At 66.3% G+C, this 23,600-nt stretch carries 22 protein-coding genes and 1 pseudogene; 12 read left to right on the top strand and 11 right to left on the bottom strand.

Annotation, left to right across the window (positions count from 1 at the left end; translation table 11 throughout):
* Nucleotides 1-22 precede the first annotated feature (22 nt).
* The 3 genes from AB0M22_RS07840 to AB0M22_RS07850 are packed head-to-tail and all read left to right on the top strand — an operon-like array spanning nucleotide 23 to nucleotide 2,464.
* Nucleotides 23-1,240 carry a hypothetical protein gene (locus tag AB0M22_RS07840; protein WP_364722399.1) on the top strand — a complete coding sequence of 406 codons (1,218 nt, stop codon included), beginning with the start codon at nucleotides 23-25 and terminating at the stop codon, nucleotides 1,238-1,240.
* Nucleotides 1,237-1,983: an ESX secretion-associated protein EspG gene (locus AB0M22_RS07845; protein ID WP_364722401.1), complete on the top strand. Its 747-nt coding sequence runs from the start codon at nucleotides 1,237-1,239 to the stop codon at nucleotides 1,981-1,983. The genes AB0M22_RS07840 and AB0M22_RS07845 overlap by 4 nt, the downstream gene beginning before the upstream one ends.
* Nucleotides 1,984-2,020: 37 nt before the next feature.
* The gene (locus AB0M22_RS07850) at nucleotides 2,021-2,464 is read left to right on the top strand and encodes a hypothetical protein (protein ID WP_364722403.1); all 444 of its coding nucleotides are present in this window, start codon (nucleotides 2,021-2,023) and stop codon (nucleotides 2,462-2,464) included.
* A gap of 4 nt (nucleotides 2,465-2,468) precedes the next feature.
* Here the strand turns inward: AB0M22_RS07850 and AB0M22_RS07855 are convergent, their stop codons facing one another.
* The 3 genes from AB0M22_RS07855 to AB0M22_RS07865 form a co-directional block, all read right to left on the bottom strand.
* Nucleotides 2,469-3,323 (bottom strand): SGNH/GDSL hydrolase family protein, encoded by an 855-nt coding sequence (locus AB0M22_RS07855; protein ID WP_364722405.1) that lies wholly within the window; start codon nucleotides 3,321-3,323, stop codon nucleotides 2,469-2,471.
* Nucleotides 3,324-3,679: 356 nt separating this feature from the next.
* Nucleotides 3,680-4,975, bottom strand: coding sequence for a serine hydroxymethyltransferase (gene glyA, locus AB0M22_RS07860; RefSeq protein ID WP_364722407.1), 1,296 nt, complete (start codon nucleotides 4,973-4,975; stop codon nucleotides 3,680-3,682).
* A 64-nt stretch (nucleotides 4,976-5,039) separates the two neighbouring features.
* The gene (locus tag AB0M22_RS07865; RefSeq protein ID WP_364722409.1) at nucleotides 5,040-5,615 is read right to left on the bottom strand and encodes a TetR/AcrR family transcriptional regulator; all 576 of its coding nucleotides are present in this window, start codon (nucleotides 5,613-5,615) and stop codon (nucleotides 5,040-5,042) included.
* Nucleotides 5,616-5,711: 96 nt separating this feature from the next.
* Here AB0M22_RS07865 and AB0M22_RS07870 point away from each other — a divergent pair, with 96 nt between their 5' ends.
* Nucleotides 5,712-6,170: a PaaI family thioesterase gene (locus AB0M22_RS07870; protein ID WP_364722411.1), complete on the top strand. Its 459-nt coding sequence runs from the start codon at nucleotides 5,712-5,714 to the stop codon at nucleotides 6,168-6,170.
* A gap of 18 nt (nucleotides 6,171-6,188) precedes the next feature.
* Entirely contained in the window at nucleotides 6,189-6,638 is a 450-nt protein-coding gene (locus AB0M22_RS07875) for a nitroreductase family deazaflavin-dependent oxidoreductase (protein ID WP_364722413.1), read from the top strand.
* Between the two features lie 447 nt (nucleotides 6,639-7,085).
* Here the strand turns inward: AB0M22_RS07875 and AB0M22_RS07880 are convergent, their stop codons facing one another.
* Entirely contained in the window at nucleotides 7,086-8,282 is a 1,197-nt protein-coding gene (locus tag AB0M22_RS07880) for a DUF885 domain-containing protein (RefSeq protein WP_364722415.1), read from the bottom strand.
* 168 nt (nucleotides 8,283-8,450) lie between these two features.
* Here AB0M22_RS07880 and coaA point away from each other — a divergent pair, with 168 nt between their 5' ends.
* Nucleotides 8,451-9,383, top strand: a complete 933-nt coding sequence (gene coaA / locus AB0M22_RS07885) for a type I pantothenate kinase (protein ID WP_150402230.1) — start codon at nucleotides 8,451-8,453, stop codon at nucleotides 9,381-9,383.
* A 6-nt stretch (nucleotides 9,384-9,389) separates the two neighbouring features.
* Here coaA and AB0M22_RS07890 read toward each other — a convergent pair whose 3' ends face one another.
* Both AB0M22_RS07890 and AB0M22_RS07895 read right to left on the bottom strand, forming a co-directional pair.
* Nucleotides 9,390-9,986, bottom strand: coding sequence for a hypothetical protein (locus AB0M22_RS07890; protein ID WP_364722418.1), 597 nt, complete (start codon nucleotides 9,984-9,986; stop codon nucleotides 9,390-9,392).
* Nucleotides 9,987-10,002: 16 nt separating this feature from the next.
* Complete coding sequence (locus tag AB0M22_RS07895) at nucleotides 10,003-10,782, bottom strand: isoprenyl transferase (RefSeq protein ID WP_150402228.1); 780 nt, start codon at nucleotides 10,780-10,782, stop codon at nucleotides 10,003-10,005.
* A gap of 180 nt (nucleotides 10,783-10,962) precedes the next feature.
* Here AB0M22_RS07895 and AB0M22_RS07900 point away from each other — a divergent pair, with 180 nt between their 5' ends.
* Together AB0M22_RS07900 and AB0M22_RS07905 are read left to right on the top strand one after the other, a co-directional pair.
* Nucleotides 10,963-11,613, top strand: coding sequence for a hemolysin III family protein (locus AB0M22_RS07900; RefSeq protein ID WP_364724018.1), 651 nt, complete (start codon nucleotides 10,963-10,965; stop codon nucleotides 11,611-11,613).
* Between the two features lie 96 nt (nucleotides 11,614-11,709).
* On the top strand, nucleotides 11,710-13,311 hold the full coding sequence (locus AB0M22_RS07905) for an adenylate/guanylate cyclase domain-containing protein (protein ID WP_364722421.1): 1,602 nt from the start codon (nucleotides 11,710-11,712) through the stop codon (nucleotides 13,309-13,311).
* Nucleotides 13,312-13,752: 441 nt separating this feature from the next.
* On the opposite strand, the pseudogene AB0M22_RS07910 reads toward AB0M22_RS07905, so the two are convergent.
* From AB0M22_RS07910 to AB0M22_RS07930, 5 genes and pseudogenes are all read right to left on the bottom strand, one after another.
* A pseudogene (locus AB0M22_RS07910) lies at nucleotides 13,753-15,829 on the bottom strand (thioredoxin domain-containing protein).
* 138 nt (nucleotides 15,830-15,967) lie between these two features.
* The gene (locus tag AB0M22_RS07915; protein ID WP_364722423.1) at nucleotides 15,968-17,665 is read right to left on the bottom strand and encodes a replication initiator; all 1,698 of its coding nucleotides are present in this window, start codon (nucleotides 17,663-17,665) and stop codon (nucleotides 15,968-15,970) included.
* A gap of 312 nt (nucleotides 17,666-17,977) precedes the next feature.
* Nucleotides 17,978-19,420 carry a cell division protein FtsK gene (locus AB0M22_RS07920; RefSeq protein WP_364722425.1) on the bottom strand — a complete coding sequence of 481 codons (1,443 nt, stop codon included), beginning with the start codon at nucleotides 19,418-19,420 and terminating at the stop codon, nucleotides 17,978-17,980.
* A 131-nt stretch (nucleotides 19,421-19,551) separates the two neighbouring features.
* Entirely contained in the window at nucleotides 19,552-19,992 is a 441-nt protein-coding gene (locus tag AB0M22_RS07925) for a hypothetical protein (protein ID WP_364722427.1), read from the bottom strand.
* A gap of 1,207 nt (nucleotides 19,993-21,199) precedes the next feature.
* A complete protein-coding gene (locus AB0M22_RS07930) occupies nucleotides 21,200-22,132 on the bottom strand; it encodes a helix-turn-helix transcriptional regulator (RefSeq protein ID WP_364722429.1) in 933 nt (310 codons plus the stop codon).
* Between the two features lie 183 nt (nucleotides 22,133-22,315).
* Between AB0M22_RS07930 and AB0M22_RS07935 the strand changes: the two genes are divergently transcribed.
* The 4 genes from AB0M22_RS07935 to AB0M22_RS07950 are packed head-to-tail and all read left to right on the top strand — an operon-like array spanning nucleotide 22,316 to nucleotide 23,496.
* A complete protein-coding gene (locus AB0M22_RS07935) occupies nucleotides 22,316-22,807 on the top strand; it encodes a DNA-directed RNA polymerase subunit beta (protein WP_364722431.1) in 492 nt (163 codons plus the stop codon).
* Nucleotides 22,808-22,865: 58 nt separating this feature from the next.
* A complete protein-coding gene (locus AB0M22_RS07940) occupies nucleotides 22,866-23,072 on the top strand; it encodes a hypothetical protein (protein WP_364722433.1) in 207 nt (68 codons plus the stop codon).
* 2 nt (nucleotides 23,073-23,074) lie between these two features.
* Nucleotides 23,075-23,281 (top strand): hypothetical protein, encoded by a 207-nt coding sequence (locus tag AB0M22_RS07945; protein WP_364722435.1) that lies wholly within the window; start codon nucleotides 23,075-23,077, stop codon nucleotides 23,279-23,281.
* Nucleotides 23,278-23,496: a hypothetical protein gene (locus AB0M22_RS07950; RefSeq protein ID WP_364722437.1), complete on the top strand. Its 219-nt coding sequence runs from the start codon at nucleotides 23,278-23,280 to the stop codon at nucleotides 23,494-23,496. The genes AB0M22_RS07945 and AB0M22_RS07950 overlap by 4 nt, the downstream gene beginning before the upstream one ends.
* The last annotated feature ends 104 nt before the right edge of the window (nucleotides 23,497-23,600 follow it).

Below are 23,600 nucleotides of genomic sequence, written 5' to 3' on the forward strand. Positions count from 1 at the left end.
CAAACCCTACGGGGGAGCGATCATGAAACAGACCGACGGCCGCGCGATCACCAATCCCGAGAACGCGCAAAGCTTTACCCACGCCGAGATCAAGCAGGCGGCCGACGAGATGAACCCGGACGGGCTGGACAGCGCGTTCGACGCCTGGTCGAAGATCGCGACGGCGGTGACCGATGCCGGGCACCAGTTCGAGACCGCCATCAAGCAGGCGATCGAACAGCATTGGGAGGGCGCGGCGGCGGACAGCGCGGTGCGCGGCATCCGCGACTACGCGACCCAGGTCGGCGAGTTCGGTGACACGCTGAACGCGCAGACCACGCCGTTGTCGCAGGCGGCGAGCGCGGCGGCGAAGTTCAAGCTGTCGGTGCCCGACGTGGTGGACACCTCGACCAATCCGCGTGGGCCGGAACTGCGTAACTCCAGCGAGGAGCAGGCCCGCGACGACATGACCACGCAGTACATCCAGCCGTACGGCACCACCGCCCCCGCCATTCCGACGCTGCCGCCGCCGATCAGCCCGATCTCGGTGACCCCGCCCGGCGGGGACAGCAGTACCGATCCGGGCACGAGCCCCGGCCCGACGAAGAATCCGGACAACAGCAGTTCCAGCACGGAGGATTCCAGCAAGCAGGCACCGACCGACAAGGCGGACAAGTCGTCGGACACCGGCACGCCGGAAACCGAAGCGAAGTCGGAAGAGACTGCTCCACAGTCTGTTTCGAAGGATCAGACCACCGACCCTTCGACCACACCCGCCTCGACGACGACCGCGGCAACCACACCGAAGTCCCCGGCAACCACCACCACCTCGCCCTTCTCGGCCAGCCCGATCGCGACGACAATCCCCACCACGACACTGCCGTCGACCACCGTCACCCCCGCCTCGGTCAACGGGACCCCGAGCAGGTCCGGCTCTCCGACCACCAGCGGTCACCCGAGCACCTCGGCCAACCCGAACACTCCTGGGAGCTCGAACAGCGAAGCCCGCCAAGGCACTTCACGCCCCCCGGTGCCCGCCACCGCCCCCGTCGCCGCCGGAGCCCAGTCGGCCGCCACGCCCGGTCGAACGGGCGCACCGGGCACCTCCGGCTATCCCGGCATGTTCCCGCACGGCGCCCGCAGCCGAGGTGACGACGACGGCGAACACAAGTCCCCCGGCTTCCTGCGCACCGAGGAACACGCCAAGGAACTGCTGGGCGAGGTGGAAAAGACTGTGCCGCCGGTGATCGGAGAAAAATGACGGCGCAGTGGTCGCTGTCGGCAGAGCAGTTCGCGGCGGCCTGGTTCGGCACCGGCCTCGATCGCCTGCCCTTTCCGTTCCGCTTCACCAGCCGCTTCCCCGGTCTGCGCGAATACCAGACCTACCAGCAGCAATTCCGGGAGGAGCTGGCTCGCCCCGAGCGCGTCCCGCTGTCGCGCGCCATCACCGTGCTCGCCCGACCCGATTGGCGCATCGAGCTTTTCGGCTACGACAACACCCGCGACGGCGTCGAGTTACGGGCGATCGGCTGCGCCACCCACGGCGGCGCGGGCGTGATCGCCGAGCAGACCCCCGCACCCACCGGCGGCCGAGTTCAGCTGCGCCGCTGCCGGATAGACCAGCTCGCCACCGAACTGGTGCGGCTGCTGCCCGAAACCCCCGCGGGCACCACCGGCGAAAAGTCGTTCCTGCTGGACGATCTCAACGACGAGCGCACCGATCTGTTCGGCAGCGCCCCCGCCAGCGAAGTCAAGGATCGCTACCGCCGCTTCTGGCGCCAGCCCTGCGGCACCCGCGGCATCGCCGCGGTCCTGCTCGGCCCACGCAACGCCGAACCGCTGCGCACCGGCCGCCTGCGCTGGATCGACACCACCGCCGACGGCCGCTACTACGAGGTCCCCGCCAATCGCGCCCTGATGATCCGTCCCGGCACCAGCGCCGACCTCGTCCGCTACCTCGACGAGTCGATCGCCCGCGCCCGGGCCAGAATGGATTCGGTGTGACCGTATTGGTACCGGCCGGTCTGGGTAAGTCGACGGCATGACTACCACTCGGGATGAGATCGAGTCGCTTCTAGTCGAATACCAGGACTCGCTGACCGCGTTCGACGCCGAACGCTCGGTCTTGCAATGGGGCACGCCCGGCATGATCATCAGCGACGCCTTCGTCGGCACGCTGTCCTCCGCCACGGAGATGGCCGAAGGGCTGAAACAGTCCTACCCGTTCTATCAAAGCCTCGGCCTCGCCTCGGTCGGCCACACCCTGCTCGAGCAGGCCGACCTCACTGCCCGGCTCACCCGAATCCACGTGCGCTGGCACTTCTACGACAGCGACGGCGCGCTGCTCACCGACGGCGACTACGAATACCTGCTGCGCCGTGAGGACGACGGCCGGCTGAAGGTGTACGTCGCGGTCGCCATCGATGAAATGGAGAAGCTCGCCGCACTGGCCGCCGCCAAGGGCATCGAAATGCCGACGAGCTGAGCGCTCAGTCGTTCCGGCGGATCGCGTCGATGAGCATCTCCGCTTCGTGCTGATGACCAACGGCGTTGGCGTGCAACGGTTGTGCGGGTGAGTTCGGGACGACACCTTCGGCCCAGCGATCGTCCTCCGGCGCGCAGGCGTCGTGGCCGATGCTGGCCGGGTACACATCGACGAACGTCGCGTCGTGCGTCGCGGCCTGGGCGGCCAGCACCGCGTTGACCGCTTCGATACCGGTGTAGATCTGGTCGGCCTGGGTCGGCAGCAGGGGCACCGCCGGGAAACATCCGCCCGCGCGCACGCGCTCGATCTTGCCCATCACGAAGACTTCGGCTTGTGGTGCACGCGCGTGGATATCGTCCAGTAGCGCAGCCAATTTCGACGCCAAGACGGTAGCGGTCCAGCCGTCGTCCGCATAGTCGTTGATGCCGAAGTCCACGGACACGATCGTCGCGTCCGCGGTCACCGCGTCCATCTGCGGCGGGTTCGGCGCACCGAACGGAAGCGGCTGTGCCACATACATGTTCGCGATCTTCGCGCCCGAACACGCCGGATCACGCAACGTCAGCCCGAGCGCATCGGCGGTCAGATGCGCGTAATTGTGATCGGAGCGAAAACAAGCCAGCGGCTCGAGCTGATCCGGAATGAACGGCCCCGCCGCACTCGACTCCCCCACGGACACATAAACCCCCGGCGGTTCCGCCCCCGCCGCCGACGACACCCCCGCGGCCAGCACCACCAGCGCGCAGACCACCCGGACCACACGCCTGCCGACCACCAGGTTGCCTCCGCGCCGAGTCGAGTCCCCTACCTGAGCTACACAACGCCAGACTGCGCCCGCGCACCCATCCGACGAGGGCAATCCGCGAAAACACTAGCGGGACACCTCGTCAACGACACGCGACGACACGCACACGAACCAACTCCGCGACCACACCCAACGGACGACTTTCCCTGCGCGCCGCCCGCCACAACCAAACGGCAGGCAGCAGAAAACGCAGCCGCACGGCTAGCTCGACGTCTCTAGCCACCGGGACATAGCCGAGGCATTCGCGAGTAGCGCCACCACTATGTCCGTTGGACACAATGGGCCGAAGGCTCTTCCGTCGGTGGCGGTGAGCTTGTGGCAATGCTGGTGATGGGGGGCGGAAACGACTCGGGCTCGCAAATCCGGCGGATGACCGGATATGCGAGCCCGTCGAACGAATCAGCGGCGACTCAGCCGAGCAGACGCCAGTCCTCCAGGCCGTCGTACAGCGGAACGCTCTGCGCCAGCTTGGTGACCCGGCCGCGCAGGGTCTCGACATCGGAACCACCGGCGAGCGCGGTGCCGATGATGTCGGCGACCTCGGTGAACTCGGTGTCGCCGAAACCACGGGTGGCCAGGGCTGCGGTGCCGATGCGCAGGCCGGAGGTGACCATCGGCGGGCGCGGGTCGAACGGAACGGCGTTGCGGTTCACCGTGATCCCGATCTCGTGCAGCAAATCCTCGCCCTGCTGGCCGTCGAGCTCGGAGTTGCGCAGGTCGACGAGCACCAGGTGCACGTCGGTGCCGCCGGTGAGCACGCTGACGCCCTTGCCCTTGACGTCGGCCGCGGTCAGGCGCTCGGCCAGGATCTTGGCGCCGGACAGGGTGCGCTCCTGCCGGTCCTTGAACTCGCTGCCCGCGGCGATCTTGAAGGCGACGGCCTTGGCGGCGATGGCATGCATGAGCGGGCCGCCCTGCTGGCCCGGGAACACCGCGCTGTTGAGCTTCTTGGCGAATTCCTGCTGGGCCAGGATCAGGCCCGAACGCGGTCCGCCGAGAGTCTTGTGCACGGTCGAGGACACGACGTGCGCGTGCGGCACCGGCGAGGGGTGCAGGCCGGCCGCGACCAGACCGGCGAAGTGCGCCATGTCCACCCACAGGTAGGCGCCCACCTCGTCGGCGATCGAGCGGAACGCGGCGAAGTCCTGCTGCCGCGGGTAGGCGGACCAGCCGGCCACGATCACCTTCGGACGAGCCTCGAGCGCGATGGTGCGCACCTCGTCCATGTCGATCCGGTGGTCTTCCTTGCTGACGCCGTAGAAGTGCGTCTCGTACAGCTTGCCGGAGAAGTTGAGCCGCATGCCGTGGGTCAGGTGACCGCCGTGCGCGAGGTCGAGGCCGAGCAGCTTGTCGCCCGGGTTCATCAGCGCCATCAGCACCGCGGCGTTCGCCTGCGCGCCGGAATGCGGCTGCACGTTGGCGAATTCGGCGCCGAAGAGTTCCTTGGCGCGGTCGCGGGCGAGGGTCTCGACGACGTCGACGTGCTCGCAGCCGCCGTAGTAGCGCCGGCCCGGGTAGCCCTCGGCGTACTTGTTGGTGAGCACGCTGCCCTGCGCCTGCAGCACCGCGCGCGGCACGAAGTTCTCCGAGGCGATCATCTCGAGCGTGTCGCGCTCGCGCGCGAGTTCGCCTGCCATCGCGGCGGCGAGCTCCGGATCGAGCTCACCGAGAGACTGAGTATTGACCGAGGCCGTCGTCTGCGTCACCGCCACAGTCTATGGGCCGCCGGTGTGTTGTTCGGCATGGGGTTCCGGACAACTCTGGCGTGCGTCAGCGCTCGGCGTCGGGCCGGAGATAGTGCCCGAGCAGGACCGACAGGTGTTTTTGCGCGTCGATGAGCGGCTGGGTGGATTTCATCGCGCGCGACTGCACGATCGCGCCCTCCAGCGCGCTCAGCACGAAGCTGCCGAAGGAGCTCGCCTCCTCGGCGGACAGGCCCGCGCCCGCGAAGCCAGCCGCGAGTTTCGCCTGCCAGTCGGCGAATACCGCGCCGGCCGCGGCTTGCACGTCGGGTTCGGATTCGGCGAGCGCGGCGCCGACGATCGGGCAGCCGATGCGGTAGGAACTGGCCGGCATCGCGGCGATCCACCAGCCGAGCAGCGCGTCGAACCAGCGTTCGGGCGGCCGGGTCGCGGTGATCTTTTCCATGACAGCGGCCAGCCGGGCGCCGGCGATCGTGGTCGCGGTGGCCACCAACTCGCTCTTGCCCGCCGGAAAGTGCTGATACAGCGAATTGCGCGAGGCCTTGCTTCGGTCGAGCAACGCGGACAGGCCGGCCGCGTGCACTCCTTGCTCGCGAACCAGTTCGATCGCGCTGTCGATCAGCCTGGCGCGGGGGCCGGTCATCGGGGCTCCTTACCGGTACATGGTTGCGTGAACCGATCGGTCCATGCTCCAATCATGACAGATGTGGACCGATCGGTTCACCGAAGGGACGGATTCATGTCGGAAACCACGATCGACCTCGCCCAGCTGACCGGCCTGGAGCTGCTCCGGACCGCCATGACCATGGAAGACCGCCCGCCGTTCATCGGCGACCTGCTGGGCATGGAGGTGGATCTGCTCGAACAGGGCAAGGTGGTGTTCGGGCTGCGGACCCGGCCCGATTTCGCCAATCCGCTCGGCAGCACGCACGGCGGCATCTGCGCCACGCTGCTCGATTCGGTGATGGGGTGCGCGGTGCACTCGACCCTGGACGCGGGCGTAGGCTACACCACGCTCGAGCTGAAGATCAACTACATCCGCTCCGCGCCGACCAACGGCCAGCGACTCACCGCCACCGGCACCACCATCCACGTCGGCCGCACCACCGCGACCGCCGAGGGACGGGTCGTCGACGAACAGGGCCGCCTGGTCGCGCACGGCACCACCACCTGCGTCATCTTCCGCGGAAACCGCTGAGCCACAAGGAGCCTCGTCATGACCGAACGCAGCACCAGCGCCGCCGTCCGCAAGTTCCGGCGCGAACGCCTGATCGGCCGCTACCTGGCCAACCCCGCCGTCGGCCTGCTCGACCGCATCGGCATCCGCTCGGCCCTGCTCGCCGAGTTGGAGACCACCGGCGCGAAAACCGGTCAGCCACGGCGAGTTCCGGTCACCGTGTCGGTGGATGACGAAGGCGCCTGGCTCATTTCCCAGCACGGCCGTCGTTCCGGCTGGGCGCGCAATATCGTGGCCGACCCGAATGTCCGCCTGCGCCAAGGCAAGCGCTGGTACACCGGCACCGCCGCGTTCGTCCCCGACGACGACGTGATCGCCCGCGCCCGCAGCTTCGCCAAGGGCCGCGTCCCCGAATCCGCCGCGGAGTGGACCATGAAAGCGCTGGAAAGTGACCCGATCTCGGTGCGCATCACCTTCACCAACGCCTGACCAACGCTGCCCCCACTACCCGGGGCACACTGATTCGGGGCCCCGCGAGACGTAACGAGACACCCCGATTCCACCGGTTTAACTGGTGAAATCGGCCACACACCCGTCTCGAGGAGCCATCATGCTCGCCCTGATCTCGGTCCCCACCAACCCGCTCGAGGGCCTGCTCCGCCAGCTCTCCACCCTCATCTGCACCATCTCCTCCGGCCAAGGCTGCGCGGTCATCCAGTAGCGCACCGAATTCCGCCGCGCGACCCGGCGCACGGCACCATCGCGGACATTCGACCGGCCGGCACGAACCGGAGGGGATCGCGCCGTACGGCAAACCGTCGCGCCATCGCCTCGGGCATTCGCACCCGCTGCCACTGCCCGGCAGCGGGTGCGAATCCGCGTCAGGGGATCATCGAGCGCCTTCGGCAGAGTGACGCATCACAGCCGCGGCGGGAGTCAGCCACGCCGGACCGCACCCGGGGTCAGCGGCTCGTCGAGCAATCGACGGAAACGATCCGAACGGTCGTCCGCATCGATCGCCCGGTCCAGCCAGCCGCCGAGCAGGCGGTAGCCCTCCACATAGGTGGAGATATAGGCGCGCCACAGCGGCGAGGACAGGAAGCGCAGGGACTGGCGGGCGCGCTCGGGGGTGGTGAGGCTCCAGGTCTGGAGGAATTCGGCGACCTCGTCCTGGCCGCGGTGCTGATCGTGCAGGAGCAGGGCCGCGTCCTGCCGGACGCCGAGCAGGTTCGCCGAGGCGATCGAAAGCCGTTCCGCGCGTTCGCCGTCGAAGCGCAGGCCGAGGTCGGCGTAGATCTCCTGGGCCCATTTGCCCCAGCCGGGGCCGACGATGGAGTCCAGGGCCAGGTCGGCGAGGCCCTCGGCCATCAGGCACTGCGGGGTGTTCACCACGAACAGGGTCTGTTCGGCCTGACCGGCCGCGACCAGTCCGGCCTCCTTGCGGCAGTGCTCGGTGTGATGGCCGGGGTAGGACTCGTGCGCGATCAGCACCGGCAGGACGGTCATGTGCTGCTTGAGGTCGGAGTTGATCGCGACGCGGGAGTGGAAGTTGCCGACGTAGTAGTTGAAGCCGGACCAGGGCTTGTCGCCGACCACCTCGTAGGTGACGTGCTCGTGGTCGGGCAGCGGGTAGCGGTCGCGGACCAGCTCGCGCAGGGCGCTGGAGAACGCCTCGACGCAGGCGGACAACCGCTCCGGCGGGATCTCGTCGGCCTTGCGATGCGCGGCCACCCGTTCGGCCAGCGGGCCGGTGCCGGCCAAGACCTCGTCCATCTGCCGGTGCGCCTCCCGGTAGTCCTCGACGTCGCCCGGCGCGATGTCCACGTCGAAGTAGGCGCGCACCTCGTCGACGAACCCGATGTCGTCGCCCGCGAACTTGCGGCCGGAGCACTCCAGCGCGCGCAAGTGCGCGTCCAGAAACTCGGTGCGCTCGGCCGAGAGCCCCGCGTCGGCCAATCCGGCGCGCAGCTCGGCCGCCCGGCGGGCCAGCTGACGCGGCTCCGGCGCGGGGGCGTTCTCCACCTCCCGGCGCAGGGCCGGATCGCCGGTGAACGCGTCGACGAAACCGTCTTCGAGCCGGTCGAATGCCAACCCGAGCCGCAGGTACTCGGTCACCAGTGGATGCGCTGCCATCCGACCGACATTAGTCGTTCGCCGACCCGGGATACCCCGCTATCGGTACCCCGCTTTTCGCACGCTGTTGACGCAGAGCAGAATTCGGCTATGCGGCGAGAGTTAGACCGAATCACACGGAGCCGGCACGGTATGTGTACGCGTTTGCCGAACTGGAGCGTCGGGTAAGTGGCACGAATGAGCGAGCCCAGTCCGTATGTGGAATTCGACCGCAAACAGTGGCGCACACTGCGAAAGTCGACTCCCCTGGTGCTCACCGAGGAAGAACTGAGGGGCCTGCGCGGTCTCGGCGAACAGATCGACCTCGAAGAAGTCGCGGAGGTCTATCTGCCGCTCGCTCGACTCATCCACCTGCAGGTGGCCGCGCGCCAGCGGCTGTTCGCCGCGACCGCGACCTTCCTCGGCGAGACGCACCCCGACCGGCAGGTGCCGTTCGTGATCGGCGTCGCGGGCAGCGTCGCGGTCGGCAAGTCCACCACCGCCCGCGTGCTGCAGGCGCTGCTCGCCCGGTGGGACCACCACCCGCGGGTGGACCTGGTCACCACCGACGGATTCCTCTATCCCACCGCCGAACTCACCCGCCGCGGCATCATGCACCGCAAGGGCTTCCCGGAGAGCTACGACCGCCGCAAGCTGCTGCGATTCGTCACCGAGGTGAAGTCCGGCGCGGCCGAGGTGTGCGCGCCGGTGTACTCGCACATCTCCTACGACATCGTGCCGGACAAGTTCCACTGCGTGCACCAGCCCGACATCCTGATCGTCGAGGGCCTGAACGTGCTGCAGACCGGGCCCCGGCTGATGGTCTCGGACCTGTTCGACTTCTCCATCTACGTCGACGCCCGCATCGAGGACATCGAGAGCTGGTACGTGCAACGGTTTCTCGCGCTGCGCGAGACCGCCTTCGCGAACCCGAACGCGCATTTCCACCACTACTCCGGATTCACCGACGAGCAGGCGACGCATGCCGCGTCGGAGATCTGGAACAACACCAACCGCCCGAATCTGGTGGAGAACATTCTGCCCACCCGGCCGCGCGCCACCCTCGTGTTGCGTAAGGACGCCGACCACAGCATCAATAGACTGCGACTACGTAAATTGTGATCCCGCTTACAATTTCCAGGCGGCATCGAGGCGTTCGGCCACATTGATATCGCGGGCCGCGGCAATGTGCGGTTTGTCGATCTCCTTGGCGATATAGCGGGCGACGAAACGCCGGATCTCCTGATCGACGCTGGCGAAGATGCGCAACAGGTTCCCGCGAATGGTGTCGGTGGCGACATTGATCCGGACGTCGCTCGAGCGCGGCGTCGCGATGTCGATGACCACGCGCAGCGGCTCGGCGGCCCGCACGATCAGGTGCACGTGGATGTGGCCGTCGACCTCGAACCGGTGCTTGTCCAGCGCGAGGTCGATGAGCATGTCGACGCTCAGCGGGATCTTCAGCGCGAACGAGATCACCTCGTCGACATCGCGGCGCACCACCGCCTGACCGAGCTGCACCTGCGCGCTGGCCTTGGCCAACCGGCCGGGCCCGACCCCGATCGGGCCGAAATCGAACGCGGCGCCGGTCAACTGGGAGAACGCGCCCAGGATCCGCTCCTCGGTGGCGGCGTACTCCAGGAACCGCCGGCCGAAGTCCTCGTAGCTGATGTAGGGCACCGGCGCGGTCCGGTGTCCGTCGGCGCGGCTGTCCAGGTCACTCATGACCCACCGCCCGAGCTCAGATGCCGAAGCGCCGGTGTCGTGCCGCGAAGTCGCGCAGCGCCCGCAGGAAGTCCACGCGCCGGAATTCCGGCCAGTATGCCTCGGTGAACCATATCTCCGAGTATGCGCTCTGCCACAGCAGGAATCCGGAGAGTCGCTGTTCTCCGGAGGTGCGAATGACCAGGTCCGGGTCCGGCTGGCCGGAGGTGTAGAGGTGCTGGCCGATGGCGTTCACGGTGATCGACTGGACCAGATCCTCGCCGGTCTCGCCCGCGGCGATCTCCTGGCGGACCAGCGAGCGCACCGCGTCGGTGATCTCCTGCCTGCCGCCGTAGCCGACGGCCACGTTGACGTGCACGCCGCTGTTGCCCTCGGTCCGTTCGGCGGCGGTGCGCAGGCGCTTGGCGATCAGCTCGGGGAAGCCGTCGAGCGTGCCGACGATGCGCACGCTCCAATTCTGTTCCGGCGCCGAGAGTTCCTCGACCACGTCGGTGATCACCTCGAACAGCGTCTCCAGCTCTTCGGGATCGCGCTGCAGGTTCTCGGTGGAGAGCAGGTAGACGGTGACCATCTCGATACCCTCGGCCTGACACCAGCCGACGAGCTCGGCGATCTTCACCGCGCCGACCCGATGTCCGTGGCTGACGTCGGTGAAGCCGTTCTCTCTGGCCCACCGCCGATTACCATCGCACATCACCGCGACGTGGCGGGGATGTTGTTTGCCGGCCAGCTGCTTCATGAGCCGGGCCTCGTAGATGCGATACGGCAAACCCCGCACCTGAACCGGAAGCTCCACGCGGCCACCCTACGCCCCACGGGCGGGATCCTGGCAGCGACCGGGTCTCCCGGTACAGTAGCGGTGGGCCGCAACCTACGGTTCCGTAGGTTACCGGTGAGTTCAACCAGGAGGTAGCTCGTGTCCGAATCGGTCGGCGCCGCAGACCCCGCAGTGGTCGACGGCTCGGGGTCGGAGTCCCTGGTCGAGACGCTGGTGAAGCCACGGATGCGCGGCTGGATCCACACCTGGGCGGTCGGCATCGCGGCCGTCGCGGCCATCGTGCTGGTCGCAAAGGCGGCCACCATCTCGGCGACCGCGGGGTGGTCCACCGCCGTCTACGGACTGACCGTGTGCGGGCTTTTCGGCATCAGTGCGGTGTATCACCGAGTGACCTGGCCGACCACGCAGGCGCGCATCCGGATGAAGCGCGCGGACCACTCGATGATCTTCCTGTTCATCGCGGGCAGCTACACGCCGTTCGCCTTGCTCGGCCTTCCCGGACGCACCGGGCAGACATTGCTCATCGTGGTCTGGGCGGGCGCGCTGGCCGGCGTCGCGCTGAAACTGTTGTGGCCCACCGCTCCTCGCTGGGTCGGCGTGCCGCTCTATCTGTTGCTCGGCTGGGCGATCGTGCCGGTGGCCGGGCAGTTGAACAGCGAGATCGGCATCGCGCCGCTCATCCTGCTGCTGGTCGGCGGCCTGTTCTACAGCGGCGGCGCGATCCTCTACGCCACCAAGTGGCCCAACCCGTGGCCGACCGTCTTCGGCCATCACGAGTTCTTCCATGCCGCGACCGTGCTCGCCGCGCTCACCCACTATGTCGCGGTGTGGCTCGTCGTCCTCCGATGACCAGCACGAACGGCTAAGCTGCTCGTTCGTGTTCCTAGTCACCGCCGTTCGTGGCGTCGCATTGCCCGGGCGGGCCGTCGCGGACGTGCGAACGCCATGATCGCCCGGTTGGTCATCTGGGCCCTCAAGGCCCGCGCGGGTCTCGCGGCGGTGGTGATCACCGCCAACCTCAGCGGTCTGTTCGTCATCATCACCGAGCTGTGGCTCAGTGGGTCGCTCAGCCGGCTCGGGCCGGACTGGATCCGGCACATCGCGCTGGCCGGCATCTATCCGACGCTCGGGTTCCTGGTCGGGGTCATACTCGCGGTCCGGGATCGGTCTCACCATTTCGGCTGGCTCGATCAGGGACGCAAACCGACCGAAGAAGAGGCGCGGCAGCTGTTGCGCCTGCCGATCAGCATCACCATGCGCGCGTCCGCGGTGTGGATCACCGGTGTCATCGTGGCGACCGTGTCGCTGATGCGCCTGGCGCCGGACAACGACCCGGCGGTGATGGCGTCGCTGTTCACTTTCGGCGGGATCGAATCGGTCGGGCTGACCTTCCTCATCGTCGATCGGCTGATCCGGCCGACCATTCCGGTGGTGGCCGCGGTCCTCGGGCCGACCATGCACTGGAGTTCCTCCGTACTGGTCCGGGTGGTGGTGAGCTGGGCGGTGGCTGCGGCGTTGCCGCTGCTGATGCTGATCGTGGTGCTGGGCAATCCGGTGGCGGACCCGAGCGATCGGGTGCGCACCGCGATCTACCTGTCGGTCGTCGGGCTCGGTGTCGGCGCGCTCGCCACCGCCTTCCTGGCCCGCGCGGTGGCGACGCCGATGCGCACGTTGCGCCGGGCCTTGGATCGGATCACCGGGGGCGATCTCGACGTGCGCGTTCCGGTGGGCAGCACCAGCGAGATCGGCCGGCTGGAGAACTCGGTCAACGAGCTGGTCGCCAATCTGCGCGAGCGGCAACGGATGCGGGATCTGTTCGGTCGGCACGTCGGCACCGAGGTGGCCGAGCGCGCGCTGGCCGGTGGGCTGGATCTGACCGGGGATGTGCGGGTGGTATCGGCGTTGTTCGTCGACGTGACCGGCTCGGTCGAACTGTCCACCGGGCTGCCGCCGGAGGAGTTCGTGGCCAAGCTGAACCGGCTGCTCGCGACCGTCGTCGCGGCGACCGAGGAGAACAACGGGCTGGTCAACAAGTTCGAGGGAGATGCGGCGCTGTGCATCTTCGGTGCGCCGATCGCCTTGCGTGACAACGCGACTCCGGCTCTGCGGGCAGCGCGGCGGATCCGCGATGAGGTGGTCGCGGCGGGCGAACTCGATATCGGCATCGGTGTCGCGCACGGGCTGGTGTTCGCGGGGGACATCGGTGCGGACACCCGGCTGGAGTACACCGTGATCGGTGACGCGGTGAACGAGGCGGCACGACTCACCACCGAGGCCAAGGAGGTCCCGCGGCGAATTCTGGTGAGCGGTGCCGCGATCGAGGCCGCCGCGCCGCACGAGCGCGCGAAATGGGCGCTGTACGAAACGATTCTGCTGCGCGGAATGAAGAACCCGACCGCCTGTTGGACGGACGTCGATCAGACCGTTGCGCCTGCTACGGCGAGCAACAACGGTGACGAAACCGCAGCGCCCAGCGGCACTGCCGATCCCGAGACCGATCGCAGCGGGGTGGTCGAAGTTCGTACCGCTGCAACGGAAATCGACTGAGCGTCGGTTTTGGCTGCGCCATCCGCAGCCACCGCATTGACCTTGGTAGCGAAAGGCGCCAACACCCGTCATCGGCGCGGCCCCGGCCGCCATCGGTGAGCCCTGACAAAACTGAGCGGCCAGTTCCGTCAGACAGCAGCGCGTACGTCCTCTTCTATTCACCTGTAACTCGGCCAACGCCAGCAAGCGACCTACCGACCCGCAGGACAACGAGCGATCAACCCGCCTCGTAGTCTGCGTCTATGGCCGTTCCAGGCACGCAGTTCAGCCGCTGTCCCAACTGGGAGGTCGCAGACCGTGCCGCGGCAGACGTAGGCGGCAGGCTAGCCACCCAGCAGCGTGTACCTTCGCTTCTCGTCGACCTGTAACCCGCCACCACCAACAAGTGATCTACCGATTCCCGCGACTGGGCGAGCGGTCAACTCGTCTCGTAGTCGGCGCCTACGTCCGTTCCAAGGCTGCACGCAGTTCAGCCGCTGTCCCTACCGGGAGGTCGCAGACTGTGCCGCGGCAGACGTAGGCGGCGGGTTCGCCACCTAGCAACGGGCGGTCGGCCAGTAGGGGTGCCGAGTTCGGTGGGCCCGCAAGGATTACCGTGCCGCCGGGGGCGATAGCGCGGGCAGCGGTAAGCAGTTCGCTTGGCTCGCCGGGTGATTCGGTGGCGATGGCGACCTGGAGCGGGCCGCGCAGGGCTGCCTCGGCGACCGTCATCCACTGGCCTGCGGAACGTGGGGCGCGGGCCAGGACGACCGCGCCGCGTTGGAGTGTTTGTTCGGCCAGGGCGAAATAGGGGATGGCCTGGTCGGGTTCGCTGACGGCGGCCGCGGTGAGCAGCGCTTCAGCGAGTGCGGACGCGCCGGCCGGGGTCGCGCCGTCGACGGGATCGCGAGGGCGAGTGACCAGCGTTTCGGCATCGTCGGCGGTGTCGAACCAGCTGCCGGGGATGCCGGGGTCGGCGAAGTGCTGAATTGCCGTGTCCAGCAATCGTTGTGCTTCGTCGAGCCAGTCGAGTTCGCCGGTGGCCTGATGCAGGGCGAGCAGTCCGGTGACGAGCCAGGCGTAGTCCTCGAGCACGCCTGGCGATGTTCCCGCGGTGCCGTTCAGTGAGGCGCGACGCACCCGGCCGTCGATCACGTGCTCGGACAACAGGAATCGCGCGCAACGAACCGCGGCGGCCACCCAATCGTCCTCACCCAGCGCGGCGCCCGCTTCGGCCAAGGCGGTGATCGCCATGCCATTCCACGCGGTGACCACCTTGTCGTCACGGTCCGGTTGCGGCCGGCCGTCGCGCGACTTACGGAGCGCCGCGGTGATGCGTTCGAGCCGATCGACATCGGCGGGCGCGGGGTCGGCGTATCGGGTGAGCACCGAGGTGCCCTGCTCGAAGTTCCCGCCGGTTGTCACACCGAAAAACTCTGCGGCCCAAGCACCTTCGATCGGCCCCAGCTCTCCGACCAGCTCCGCGGGCGTCCACACATAGGTCGCGCCCTCCACTCCCGGCTGCCCTGGTTCGAGATGCGTGTCGGCATCGAGGGCCGACGCAAAGCCGCCCTGTTCGGTGCCCAGATCATCGAGCAGGAAGTGCACGGTCTCGCGAGTAACCCGATGGGCCAACGACTCCGGCTGCTCCCCCGGCGAACGCCGCGCCAAATGCCCATAGGCACGCAGCAATTGGGCGTTGTCGTACAACATCTTCTCGAAATGCGGTATCAGCCAAGCCGGATCGACGGAGTAGCGCGCGAACCCACCGCGCAACTGGTCATAGATCCCGCCCCGCGCCATCGCGTCGGTCGTCCGCGTCACCGCCCCGAGCACAGCCGAATCACCGCTGCGCTCCCAACTCCGCAGCAACCCCTCCAGCAACGCCGACGGCGGAAACTTCGGCGCCCCACCGAATCCCGCATACTTCGGATCCTCGTCCCGCAGCACCGCCGCGACCGCATGATCGAGCAGTTCCGCCGTGATCGCCAGATCCGAATCCGGCAACCCCGCCGCCTGCGCCTGCAACGCCTCGGTCACCTGCGCCGAAGCCTTGTGCACCTCATCCCGCCGCTGCACCCAGGTCTCGGTGATCGCGGTCAGCAACTGCGTGAAGGATGGCATCCCACCCCGCGGCTCCTTCGGATAATAGGTACCGCAGTAGAACGGCTCCCCATCCGGCGTGAGGAAGCAGGTCATCGGCCACCCACCCTGCCCCGTCATGGCAACGGTCGCATTCATATAGACCGCATCCAGATCAGGCCGCTCCTCCCGATCCACCTTGATACAAACGAAGTTCTCGTTCATCAACTCCGCCGTCGCCACATCCTCGAACGACTCATGCGCCATCACATGACACCAAATGATTTGTTGAGTGCCGTAGCTACCAATGGCAAGACGCATACCCAACTGACAACAGTATGGGCACGTCTCGCCTGGTAGCTTCCGCACTCGCCTCCTTCCCCCACTCCTGCCAATCCACTGGATTGGAGGCGTGCTGCCGCAGGTACGGCGAGGTAGCACTACCTAATCGGTTCATAACCTCACCCTACGGCCCTTCCGTCCAAGATCCGGGCAATGGTGTCGTAATGCTGCTCCGATCTGCTCGGGCGGTCCCGAAGGTGCCACCGAAGCCACTCTTCTTCCGGTGCATCTTCATCAGGCTTTTCGTGCTCCGTCACGGGTTCGCCGGGCCGGTTGCCGAACAGTTTTCACCCGCCCCACCCCCACCAGCGCTGTTCCGGTCACCGGGTGGGCCTTGGGCGGCAAGCATCGCTCGGTCGTATTCGGCGCGCCAGGTGATGCGTTGGCTGATCGCGGCCAGCAGGAGCTTCGCGCGTGAGGGGGTGCGTGTGCCGGGTGCGATGGTGGCCCACACGTAGCGGCGGGGATCTTGGGCAGGTTTGCCGATGCCGATTGCCGCGAGGGCGCGGCGGACGAATTCGATGCGGTCGGCTTTGTGGTCTTCGAGGGTCTTGCCGGTCCATTGCTCGGAGGTCAGTACCCGGTTGCCGGGCAGCGCTAAGGTTTCGCGGCGGTGCGCCCGCGCTTTGCACACTCCGGGAACGGTTTTCGCTGTCGCGCCTTTGGGGATGACGCCGTAGAGCAGCCAGATGGCGCACCGTGGACTACACGGTGTGTGGCACAGGGCGACGTGTAGGCGGTCGTAGTGGTCTTGCTGGCGGGCGGTGCGCGCGGACAGGACTTCGGTCACCGATTTCATCAGGTACTTGCACAGGTAGCCGATCGCCTTGTCTGCCGTGTGGGTGCCTGCGGCGATGCCTTGGATGTCGATGCGTGGCCCGAACCGTGCGGTGTGGGCGGGCGCGTCGCTGGGTCCGATTGCGTCGACGGCGTCGTCCCAGTCCGTCAACGGTTTTCGTGTCGCCGGGTCGGTGAACGTGGCGTGCTCGGTGTCCCACGTCGGGACGGTCTTGCCCGGATAGTGCAGCTGCTGTGCTGGGGGCCACCACACTTGGTGGTAGGTGGCTTCGTGGACTTTGCTCAGCACGGCGCGTGGGATCGCACCCCGCAGCGCCACATGCAGGTGCGGTGCCCCGCGTTTCTGGGGTTCGACCACAGCGAAGTATTGGACGTTCCAGCCCAGGGCGCGGCGCAGGTTCTGTATCCAGCGCGAGAACAGCCGCGAACAGGTGATCGCGTCCCAGGCCGCCTGCTGGTAGTCGTAGCCCTCGGGTTCGCGTGCGCTGCCGTCGCCGTAGACCTTGCCGTAGCTGGGCATGGTCAAGGTGACGAACATCGAGGAGAAGCGACCGCCCAACGCTCGGCCCACCGTGCGCTCGGAAACCTTGTGGCGCGGTAGGTCCGGTGCGTCTGTGCGGCGGCGAGTCGAACGCCTGGGACGCGTGCCTGGATTCTGCTCGCGGTCCCCGCCGGCCTCGGGGGCATGGACGGAGGCTGGCGCCGAGCCTCGCATGCCCAGCAGCTCTAGTTGCTTGTCGGCCCAGGCGATTTCGGCACGTAGTTCGACTGCTTCGTGTGGGTGACCTTCGCCGAGGAGCGCAGCCAGATCAGCTCGGTAGACGACGAGTCCCGCTTGGCCGTAGGTGGGGCGGGCACGCGCAGCTACCGGCTCGGTGCTCAGGTGCCAGCCTTCGCGGCATTGAGCTTTGCGCAGCGCTTGAGCTTTGCGGGCACATGGCCCGCAGCGTGATTCGAGCCTGGCACCGCACGGCACCGGCACGAATGTCGTGTGCCCGGTTGCGGTGTCGGTTTGCTCGAGCAGCACCGGCCGTACACACACGCCGTGCCGTTCTGCGGCAGCCACCGCGATGTCGAGAAACGACGGACCCCGACCGGGTATCGCCACGTCGCTGTCGTGTTCGTGTGAGATGTCGTCGAGATGGATAGTCATCCGTTGCGCTCCTGTTGCGTGGGGAAGGAGCGGCACCAGGCCCACCACGCGTGCGTCGGACGCGAACGGATCGGCCCGGTGCCGCAGGCAGCACCGAAAAGCGTTCCGCCGGAACAGGAATCAATGGATGGTGTGGTCCTGCCGGGTCAGGCCACGAGCGCTACCCGCGCTGAACAGGAGAGTCTGAGAGATGCGCTACCCGCGCTAAGAGTCTGTGTGGATGCGCTACCCGCGCTAGCGAAAGTGCCGCTCACAAAAGAGGATTCAATCGGGTTCACCTGGCGCGGCTTCTACCAAGCTACCTCGCGATGATCAGCCAGCGTCCTTACCGAAGTCGACACCGGTCTCATCCTGGCGGCGCGGTGGCGGGTAGGTGGTCATGATCCAGCGGATGTCGTCATCGGTGACGTGGAAGGCCCGCACGCGGGTGATTTCGGGTGATTCGTCTTCTTCCACGAAACCGACACCCGGCATGGATGTCGGGATCTGATCACATAGCGCGCCTCGTTCCCGCGCGTTGTCCCCGAGTGCCATGTCCGGTTGTGTGCGCTCCTTCATCCGTAACCCGATCCGGTACGGAATCAGTTGCCGCACAGGCACAGTGTCCTTGCTGGGGTCCTGCACACACGCCATCACCGGTACCGCGACCGCACGGGACTTGCTGAGCACGTCTCCGAGTAGCCGCAGGATTTCGTCTCTGATCTTGCGGTCGCTGAAATAGCTGGTCAGGCTTGCTGCTTCATCGATGATCAGCAGCACCAGCGGCTCGTCCACGGTCGGGGTGATCTTGCGCGCCCACGAATCCATATGCCGTTCACCCCGCCCTTGGACCAACGCGGCAGCATCCTGGAGCAGCGTCAACGCCTGCGGCCCGTTGTCATAGGCGAAGCGCGCGAACCACCGACGCCCGGCACCGAACTCGAACCCGCCCTTTGGATCGATCACCCAGATCTGCACCAGACCCGCACGGATCGCCGGACCCAACGCCGCGATCGTGGCCCACGCGACCGACCCTTTGCCCGAACCCGTCGCCCCGGCGACGAGCAGCTGATTGCCCAGCAGCCGAATCCGCCACGGCTCACCGAGTTCAGTCATCCCGATCGTAAGTGCCTCCAGATCAACGGTTTTCGAATCCACTCGCGGTAGCGAGATCGGTTCGGTGAGCCGGTCAACCTGGATCACCTCCAGGCGCACCCATCCCGGCTGCGTCGTACGTACCCGCACCCCGAGCGCCCCGAACGCGTTACGCAGCGCGTCCGCGCGATTGGCCCAGTCATCCGCCACTTGGGATTTGAGCATCTTGATCGTCAGGACATCAGCGGTGTCGCCGATCTCGATCTTCACCAACCGCGGAGTCAGCACACCCGTATCGAGCATCTGCGTCAACGAGTTCACCGCCAAGGTCGTGTTCCAACTGGCCCGGTAACGCTTCCAGCCCAGATATCGCCCCCGCATCCGCCCCCACACCCATCGCCGCCACGAGGCCGGCCACCAAGCCCACCACCACACCCACGCGGCAACCGAAAGCGCGACCACGCCAACGGCATACGGCCATCCCCGCCACCACCACAACGCCCCAGCACCGGCCAGGGGAACCGAGAACATCGGGTACAGCATCACCCACCACAACAGGTGCACCACCCCGACCATCGCACCCCCGAGCACGTAGAACACTGCTTTGCCCACGTCATCGGCCAACGTCGGTGTCCCCGAAGGGGGTTTCTGGTACTCCGCCGAACGGACCATTGCCTTCATTGCCTTCCATCAGGTCTATTGCGAATCATGCTGCCCCGCAGGCAGTTACAGAATCTCGCTCGCAGGACTAGCGCGGGATGGGCCCGGGACACAAGGCACCGGACCCATCCCTCGTTGGTTAGTGCCTCAAATCAGGCACTTTTCGGCCCCGAACCGCCCGACGAACGCGGATTAGGAGGCTGGGCGTAGCCCGTCGCGCGGACGGTGTGCGTCAGGTACTTGAACTCGCCCTGACCGCCGACACGCGGCGTGACCATCAGCCCGGTCAACTCGATGGGCCGAAGACCGGGAGCGACTTCGTCTGTCGTCGGCACCGGCTCGGTATCCGAGAGCAACAGCACCTCATAGCTCGCGCGCCGAGGGTTGCGCTCGCCTGGATCACTGACAGTGATCTTCCAGACCAGTTGACCGGTCACCGAGTCGCGTTTCTGCGGACCCGGCCGGTTCGGATCACCGGTGTACTCGGTGTCCGGACGCACCGGACCCATCTGGAACAGACCCGCCTTGTAGAACAAGGAGAACGGAGGGTTGTATCGGAAATCTCTGCGGAAATCGTCCGCATCGGTAGCCATCGTGGCAAACCTTCCTGTTGTTCGAATGTGAAGAACCTGGCCGATTTCCGCCAGGACAAAGGTAGTTCGGGACTCCGCAGGTAACGGTCATGTCCCGGTGTTGGACGTGCCGCCACGAGGCGGGCCCCGGCATCCGTACCGCCCGCAGCCACGGGTCGATAGCACGGCTTCTACCCCACTTTCGGGGGTGAACTCGCCGCGGAATAGTGACTTAGCCAGCATCTATCGACTACTCTTGACACAGCAGAGACCTAGTTTCTGTGTGAATGGAAAGCGGGGACTCCAAAGGCGAGGGCTCATATCCCTATGACCCGTCGGAGTTTCTTTTCGTTCAGGCTGTCCCCTCGTTGACGCGGGGGGACAGCGACGAAACCTCGTTCGGCCCTGCCGAACTCAACTCACCGAATCCTCATCACCTGCCTTTCTCGTGTTGTGCGGTCAACATTCCATCCTGGCCTCATCGGCGGTACCTGTCCAGTAAAATGACCACTCTCATTTTTGTTAACAGTGCCAGTATCAAATCGTTCGCCTACTCCTTTCTACGTCCTCCAGCCCCGCCACAGGCACCGATGCCACACGCCCTGTGGGTGCACAATCCGTGCACGTCTCGGTGCAGTGACAGCACCTGCGCGACCGCGAATCGAGGACGAACCATCAAGTCCAACAACGTAGTTCGCGCGACTCATACGATCGCGTACCGCGTGCCTCAGCGGTTGGGACCACCCCTTTACTCCAGAATCGGAAACACCATACGGCGGCATCGACCAACCCTGAGTCAACACTGGGGTGTCGCGATAAATCCCGACAACTTTCTTCGGAGTAGGTGATGACCGCGTCCACACATGGATAGTGGCCGAGTCGTCAAGAAGCGCACTGAGTCGTAATGGGCTGCAACGAGTCGTAATGAGTTGTAACGACTTCCGTGTATTGCTGAGGAGACCTCCGATCGCTTGAGGCGCTCCCGGACATGCGGGAAGTGGCTTCACATCGGAGTGTCAGCTTGACAATTGATCATTCCACTATCGCGAATGCCGTTGAACGACTTGCATCCTCACGATGGGAGGATCGGCCGAGGGTAGTGACCGCCCGTACACCGGCCAATCGTCACCAGGGTTGGCACCACGGAATATCCGATTGTCGAGTTCACACCTCGTGTGTGCCACGACAGTGCCGCCGCCTCAGCTGCCCGCCAGGCCCCATATCGCGATCAGGTCCCGGTCAGATCCGGGTCCACCCGTCGCAGCGCGGACGCGAGCCACTCGGTTCGGCGGTGCTCGATCGGCATCTCAGCAAGACCCGCCATGGCTTCTTCAACTGCTTGGGCAGTGTCGCCGAGCAGGGCGAGAACACCACCTCGTTGCACGGCTCCGAAACCGGGCGTCCACCAGTACATTGCGTCCGGTGGTTCGAAGCCGTCCGCCGATGCCGCCGCTTCGTCTGCTGCGGCCAGAGCGCGTTGTGCCTCGAGTGCCTCTCCCCGTGCGGCCAGTAGTTCGGCCCGCCGCATACGGGCATAGGCGGCTAGGACAGGGTGCGCGCCGCGCACATTGAGTGCTGCGTCCGATAACCCGATGACTTCGTCGTAGTCTCCGGTCGCACCCCAGGCGACATAACCGGCAAAGCCCAAGCTGTGTACGAGCCGGTCCGGGTCATGAGACTCCGCCGCCAGATCCACTGCTGTCGTCAGACTCCGGCGAGCGGCCGTGTCCGCTCCTACCGCGTGTTCCAGCCAACCCCGGTATTGCGTGACCTCGGACGCGACGGCAGCTGCTGTGTCTCGTCCAGTACGAGCCTCCCGTACGAACTGTTCTGTCATGGATGACATGCCGCGCACTGCCGGAAGTACTGCGTGAGCACCGGTTGTGTCCTCTATCCGGCGGATAGCCGCCAGCATCACCGCTACGTCGGCCAGGGCGCTGGCGTCCACGCTGGCCGCCGAACTCGAAGCAGCAGTCAGCCGTCCGAGGTCTGTCGTTGCAAGCACGCGTTCGTACGCGGCGCTCACCCCCGCCGGCACCGGCCGTTGCCCAGTCTCGATCGCACTCAGGTACGTGCGGCTGTAGAAGGTCCGTTCAGCCATTCCACGCAGCGAAATACCTGCCGCCTCGCGGGCGGCCCGCAACAGCGGTCCAGGCTCCACAGTTCCAGCGTAACGGGAGCTGAGGACGCATGTGGACACGAAGCCGCACATCTCCGCGCATATCGGGTGGTTGTCTGAATGCGTGCCAGGAAGGCGCTCCCAGGACCGAGCGACCGGCGCCCCAACCCACTAGGGGCCGGGCACACCTAAACCGTGCGATGCCAGCAGGGGGCTTGAATCACGATGAAGAACATCTCGTTCGGGGATACACCAGTTTCGCGATGCGTCTACTACCGATTGGTGTGCGGACTCACCGCCAACATCAACCCGCCCGGCTCCAATCGAATCACCTTCCTCGCCGGGAGTACCGGTGCAGTGACCATGCCCGGAACGCTGGGAACCGTTCTGCGCCAACATATGCAGCGGCACGGGATCGCGGTTGGTCCGATCGTGTCGCACGTCGGTTCGAACCGGTGGACGTTCCTCGTTCGTCCCGATGTCCCTGATGACGACACGCGGCTGTTCAAACAGCTTTTTCCGCTGAATGTGAGCGTCGTTCGTGAAGGAGCGATCGCGCTGCCGTCACCGACAGGCGAACCCGGAGGCGGTAGCAGACGGTGGATAGAACTACCACGCAACACGTTTCGTCCTTCGGCCCGTGTCGTTGTGGACTCGATTCTCGGATGTACGGGCATCGTCCGCGATGCGCGATGGCTGGCGGTGCATCGTGGCTGATTGCGGATGTGGTTGTGGGTGCGGTCCGTGGATCAAGCTGTCGCACTGCGGAGTCGGGATGTGGGGACCGTCCGGGGAGCTGACCCAAGTACGGTGCCCGTCGGTGTTCTGCATGAAGCTGGTGCCGTTGGTCGCCGGAAAGATCGGCTATCACGACGGCATGGTGCCGGGGCACTGCCCGTTCATCGGGACACGGGTTGTCGATGACGCCGCCGACTTCGACCCGGACCACCTCAGCAAGATCCGATCGAAGCGGGAGGCGTAACCGTGGGAACGTTCGAAGAATTTCGCCAACGGGTGACCGCCAACGCCGAGCGCTTAGGGCTTACGTTGCGGCGCAGGAACCGCGCGCCTTACGGGTTCGAACTGATCACCGAGCACGGCGACATACCGGCGTCCGGGACGCTGGAAGAGCTGGACAACTATGTCGCTGAGCAGCGGGACAACGCGGTCAGTGATCGGTATTCGAGATGACTGCCCCCGAGTCTCCGCATCCGGAACAGCCCGATGTGCATCTAGCTGTCGTGCTGGACGGACAGCGACTCGACTTCGCGGCGTGCCTCACCTCCGCGTTGTGGTTCCTCCAAGAACAGCGTCTACGGCACTTCGCCGACTCGGTAGACGTAATCCCCGGAGCGGCAACAGGATTGCCGCGCCTGCCCACCGAACAACTCTACGACGGGCCATAACATGACCTTCCGCCTAGGCAACTGGGAAATATTGCGCCACAACGGCATCCACGTGTCCTATCGCAAGTCCAGGCACGCTGACGGTGGCGAGGGTAAGCCGTGGT

Origin of the sequence: Nocardia sp. NPDC051756 (genome assembly GCF_040681495.1) — a bacterium.
GTDB lineage: Bacteria > Actinomycetota > Actinomycetes > Mycobacteriales > Mycobacteriaceae > Nocardia.

What these genes read in the sequence shown, in the direction of transcription:
- AB0M22_RS07890 (WP_364722418.1), bottom strand. Translation starts at nt 9,986, where the DNA reads ATGAGTGACCTGGACAGCCGCGCCGACGGACACCGGACCGCGCCGGTG.
- AB0M22_RS07850 (WP_364722403.1), top strand. Translation starts at nt 2,021, where the DNA reads ATGACTACCACTCGGGATGAGATCGAGTCGCTTCTAGTCGAATACCAG.
- AB0M22_RS07905 (WP_364722421.1), top strand. Translation starts at nt 11,710, where the DNA reads ATGATCGCCCGGTTGGTCATCTGGGCCCTCAAGGCCCGCGCGGGTCTC.
- AB0M22_RS07915 (WP_364722423.1), bottom strand. Translation starts at nt 17,665, where the DNA reads ATGACTATCCATCTCGACGACATCTCACACGAACACGACAGCGACGTG.
- AB0M22_RS07950 (WP_364722437.1), top strand. Translation starts at nt 23,278, where the DNA reads ATGACTGCCCCCGAGTCTCCGCATCCGGAACAGCCCGATGTGCATCTA.
- AB0M22_RS07935 (WP_364722431.1), top strand. Translation starts at nt 22,316, where the DNA reads ATGAAGAACATCTCGTTCGGGGATACACCAGTTTCGCGATGCGTCTAC.
- AB0M22_RS07840 (WP_364722399.1), top strand. Translation starts at nt 23, where the DNA reads ATGAAACAGACCGACGGCCGCGCGATCACCAATCCCGAGAACGCGCAA.
- AB0M22_RS07920 (WP_364722425.1), bottom strand. Translation starts at nt 19,420, where the DNA reads ATGAAGGCAATGGTCCGTTCGGCGGAGTACCAGAAACCCCCTTCGGGG.
- AB0M22_RS07870 (WP_364722411.1), top strand. Translation starts at nt 5,712, where the DNA reads ATGTCGGAAACCACGATCGACCTCGCCCAGCTGACCGGCCTGGAGCTG.
- AB0M22_RS07940 (WP_364722433.1), top strand. Translation starts at nt 22,866, where the DNA reads ATGTGGGGACCGTCCGGGGAGCTGACCCAAGTACGGTGCCCGTCGGTG.
- AB0M22_RS07875 (WP_364722413.1), top strand. Translation starts at nt 6,189, where the DNA reads ATGACCGAACGCAGCACCAGCGCCGCCGTCCGCAAGTTCCGGCGCGAA.
- AB0M22_RS07925 (WP_364722427.1), bottom strand. Translation starts at nt 19,992, where the DNA reads ATGGCTACCGATGCGGACGATTTCCGCAGAGATTTCCGATACAACCCT.
- AB0M22_RS07845 (WP_364722401.1), top strand. Translation starts at nt 1,237, where the DNA reads ATGACGGCGCAGTGGTCGCTGTCGGCAGAGCAGTTCGCGGCGGCCTGG.
- AB0M22_RS07865 (WP_364722409.1), bottom strand. Translation starts at nt 5,615, where the DNA reads ATGACCGGCCCCCGCGCCAGGCTGATCGACAGCGCGATCGAACTGGTT.
- AB0M22_RS07880 (WP_364722415.1), bottom strand. Translation starts at nt 8,282, where the DNA reads ATGGCAGCGCATCCACTGGTGACCGAGTACCTGCGGCTCGGGTTGGCA.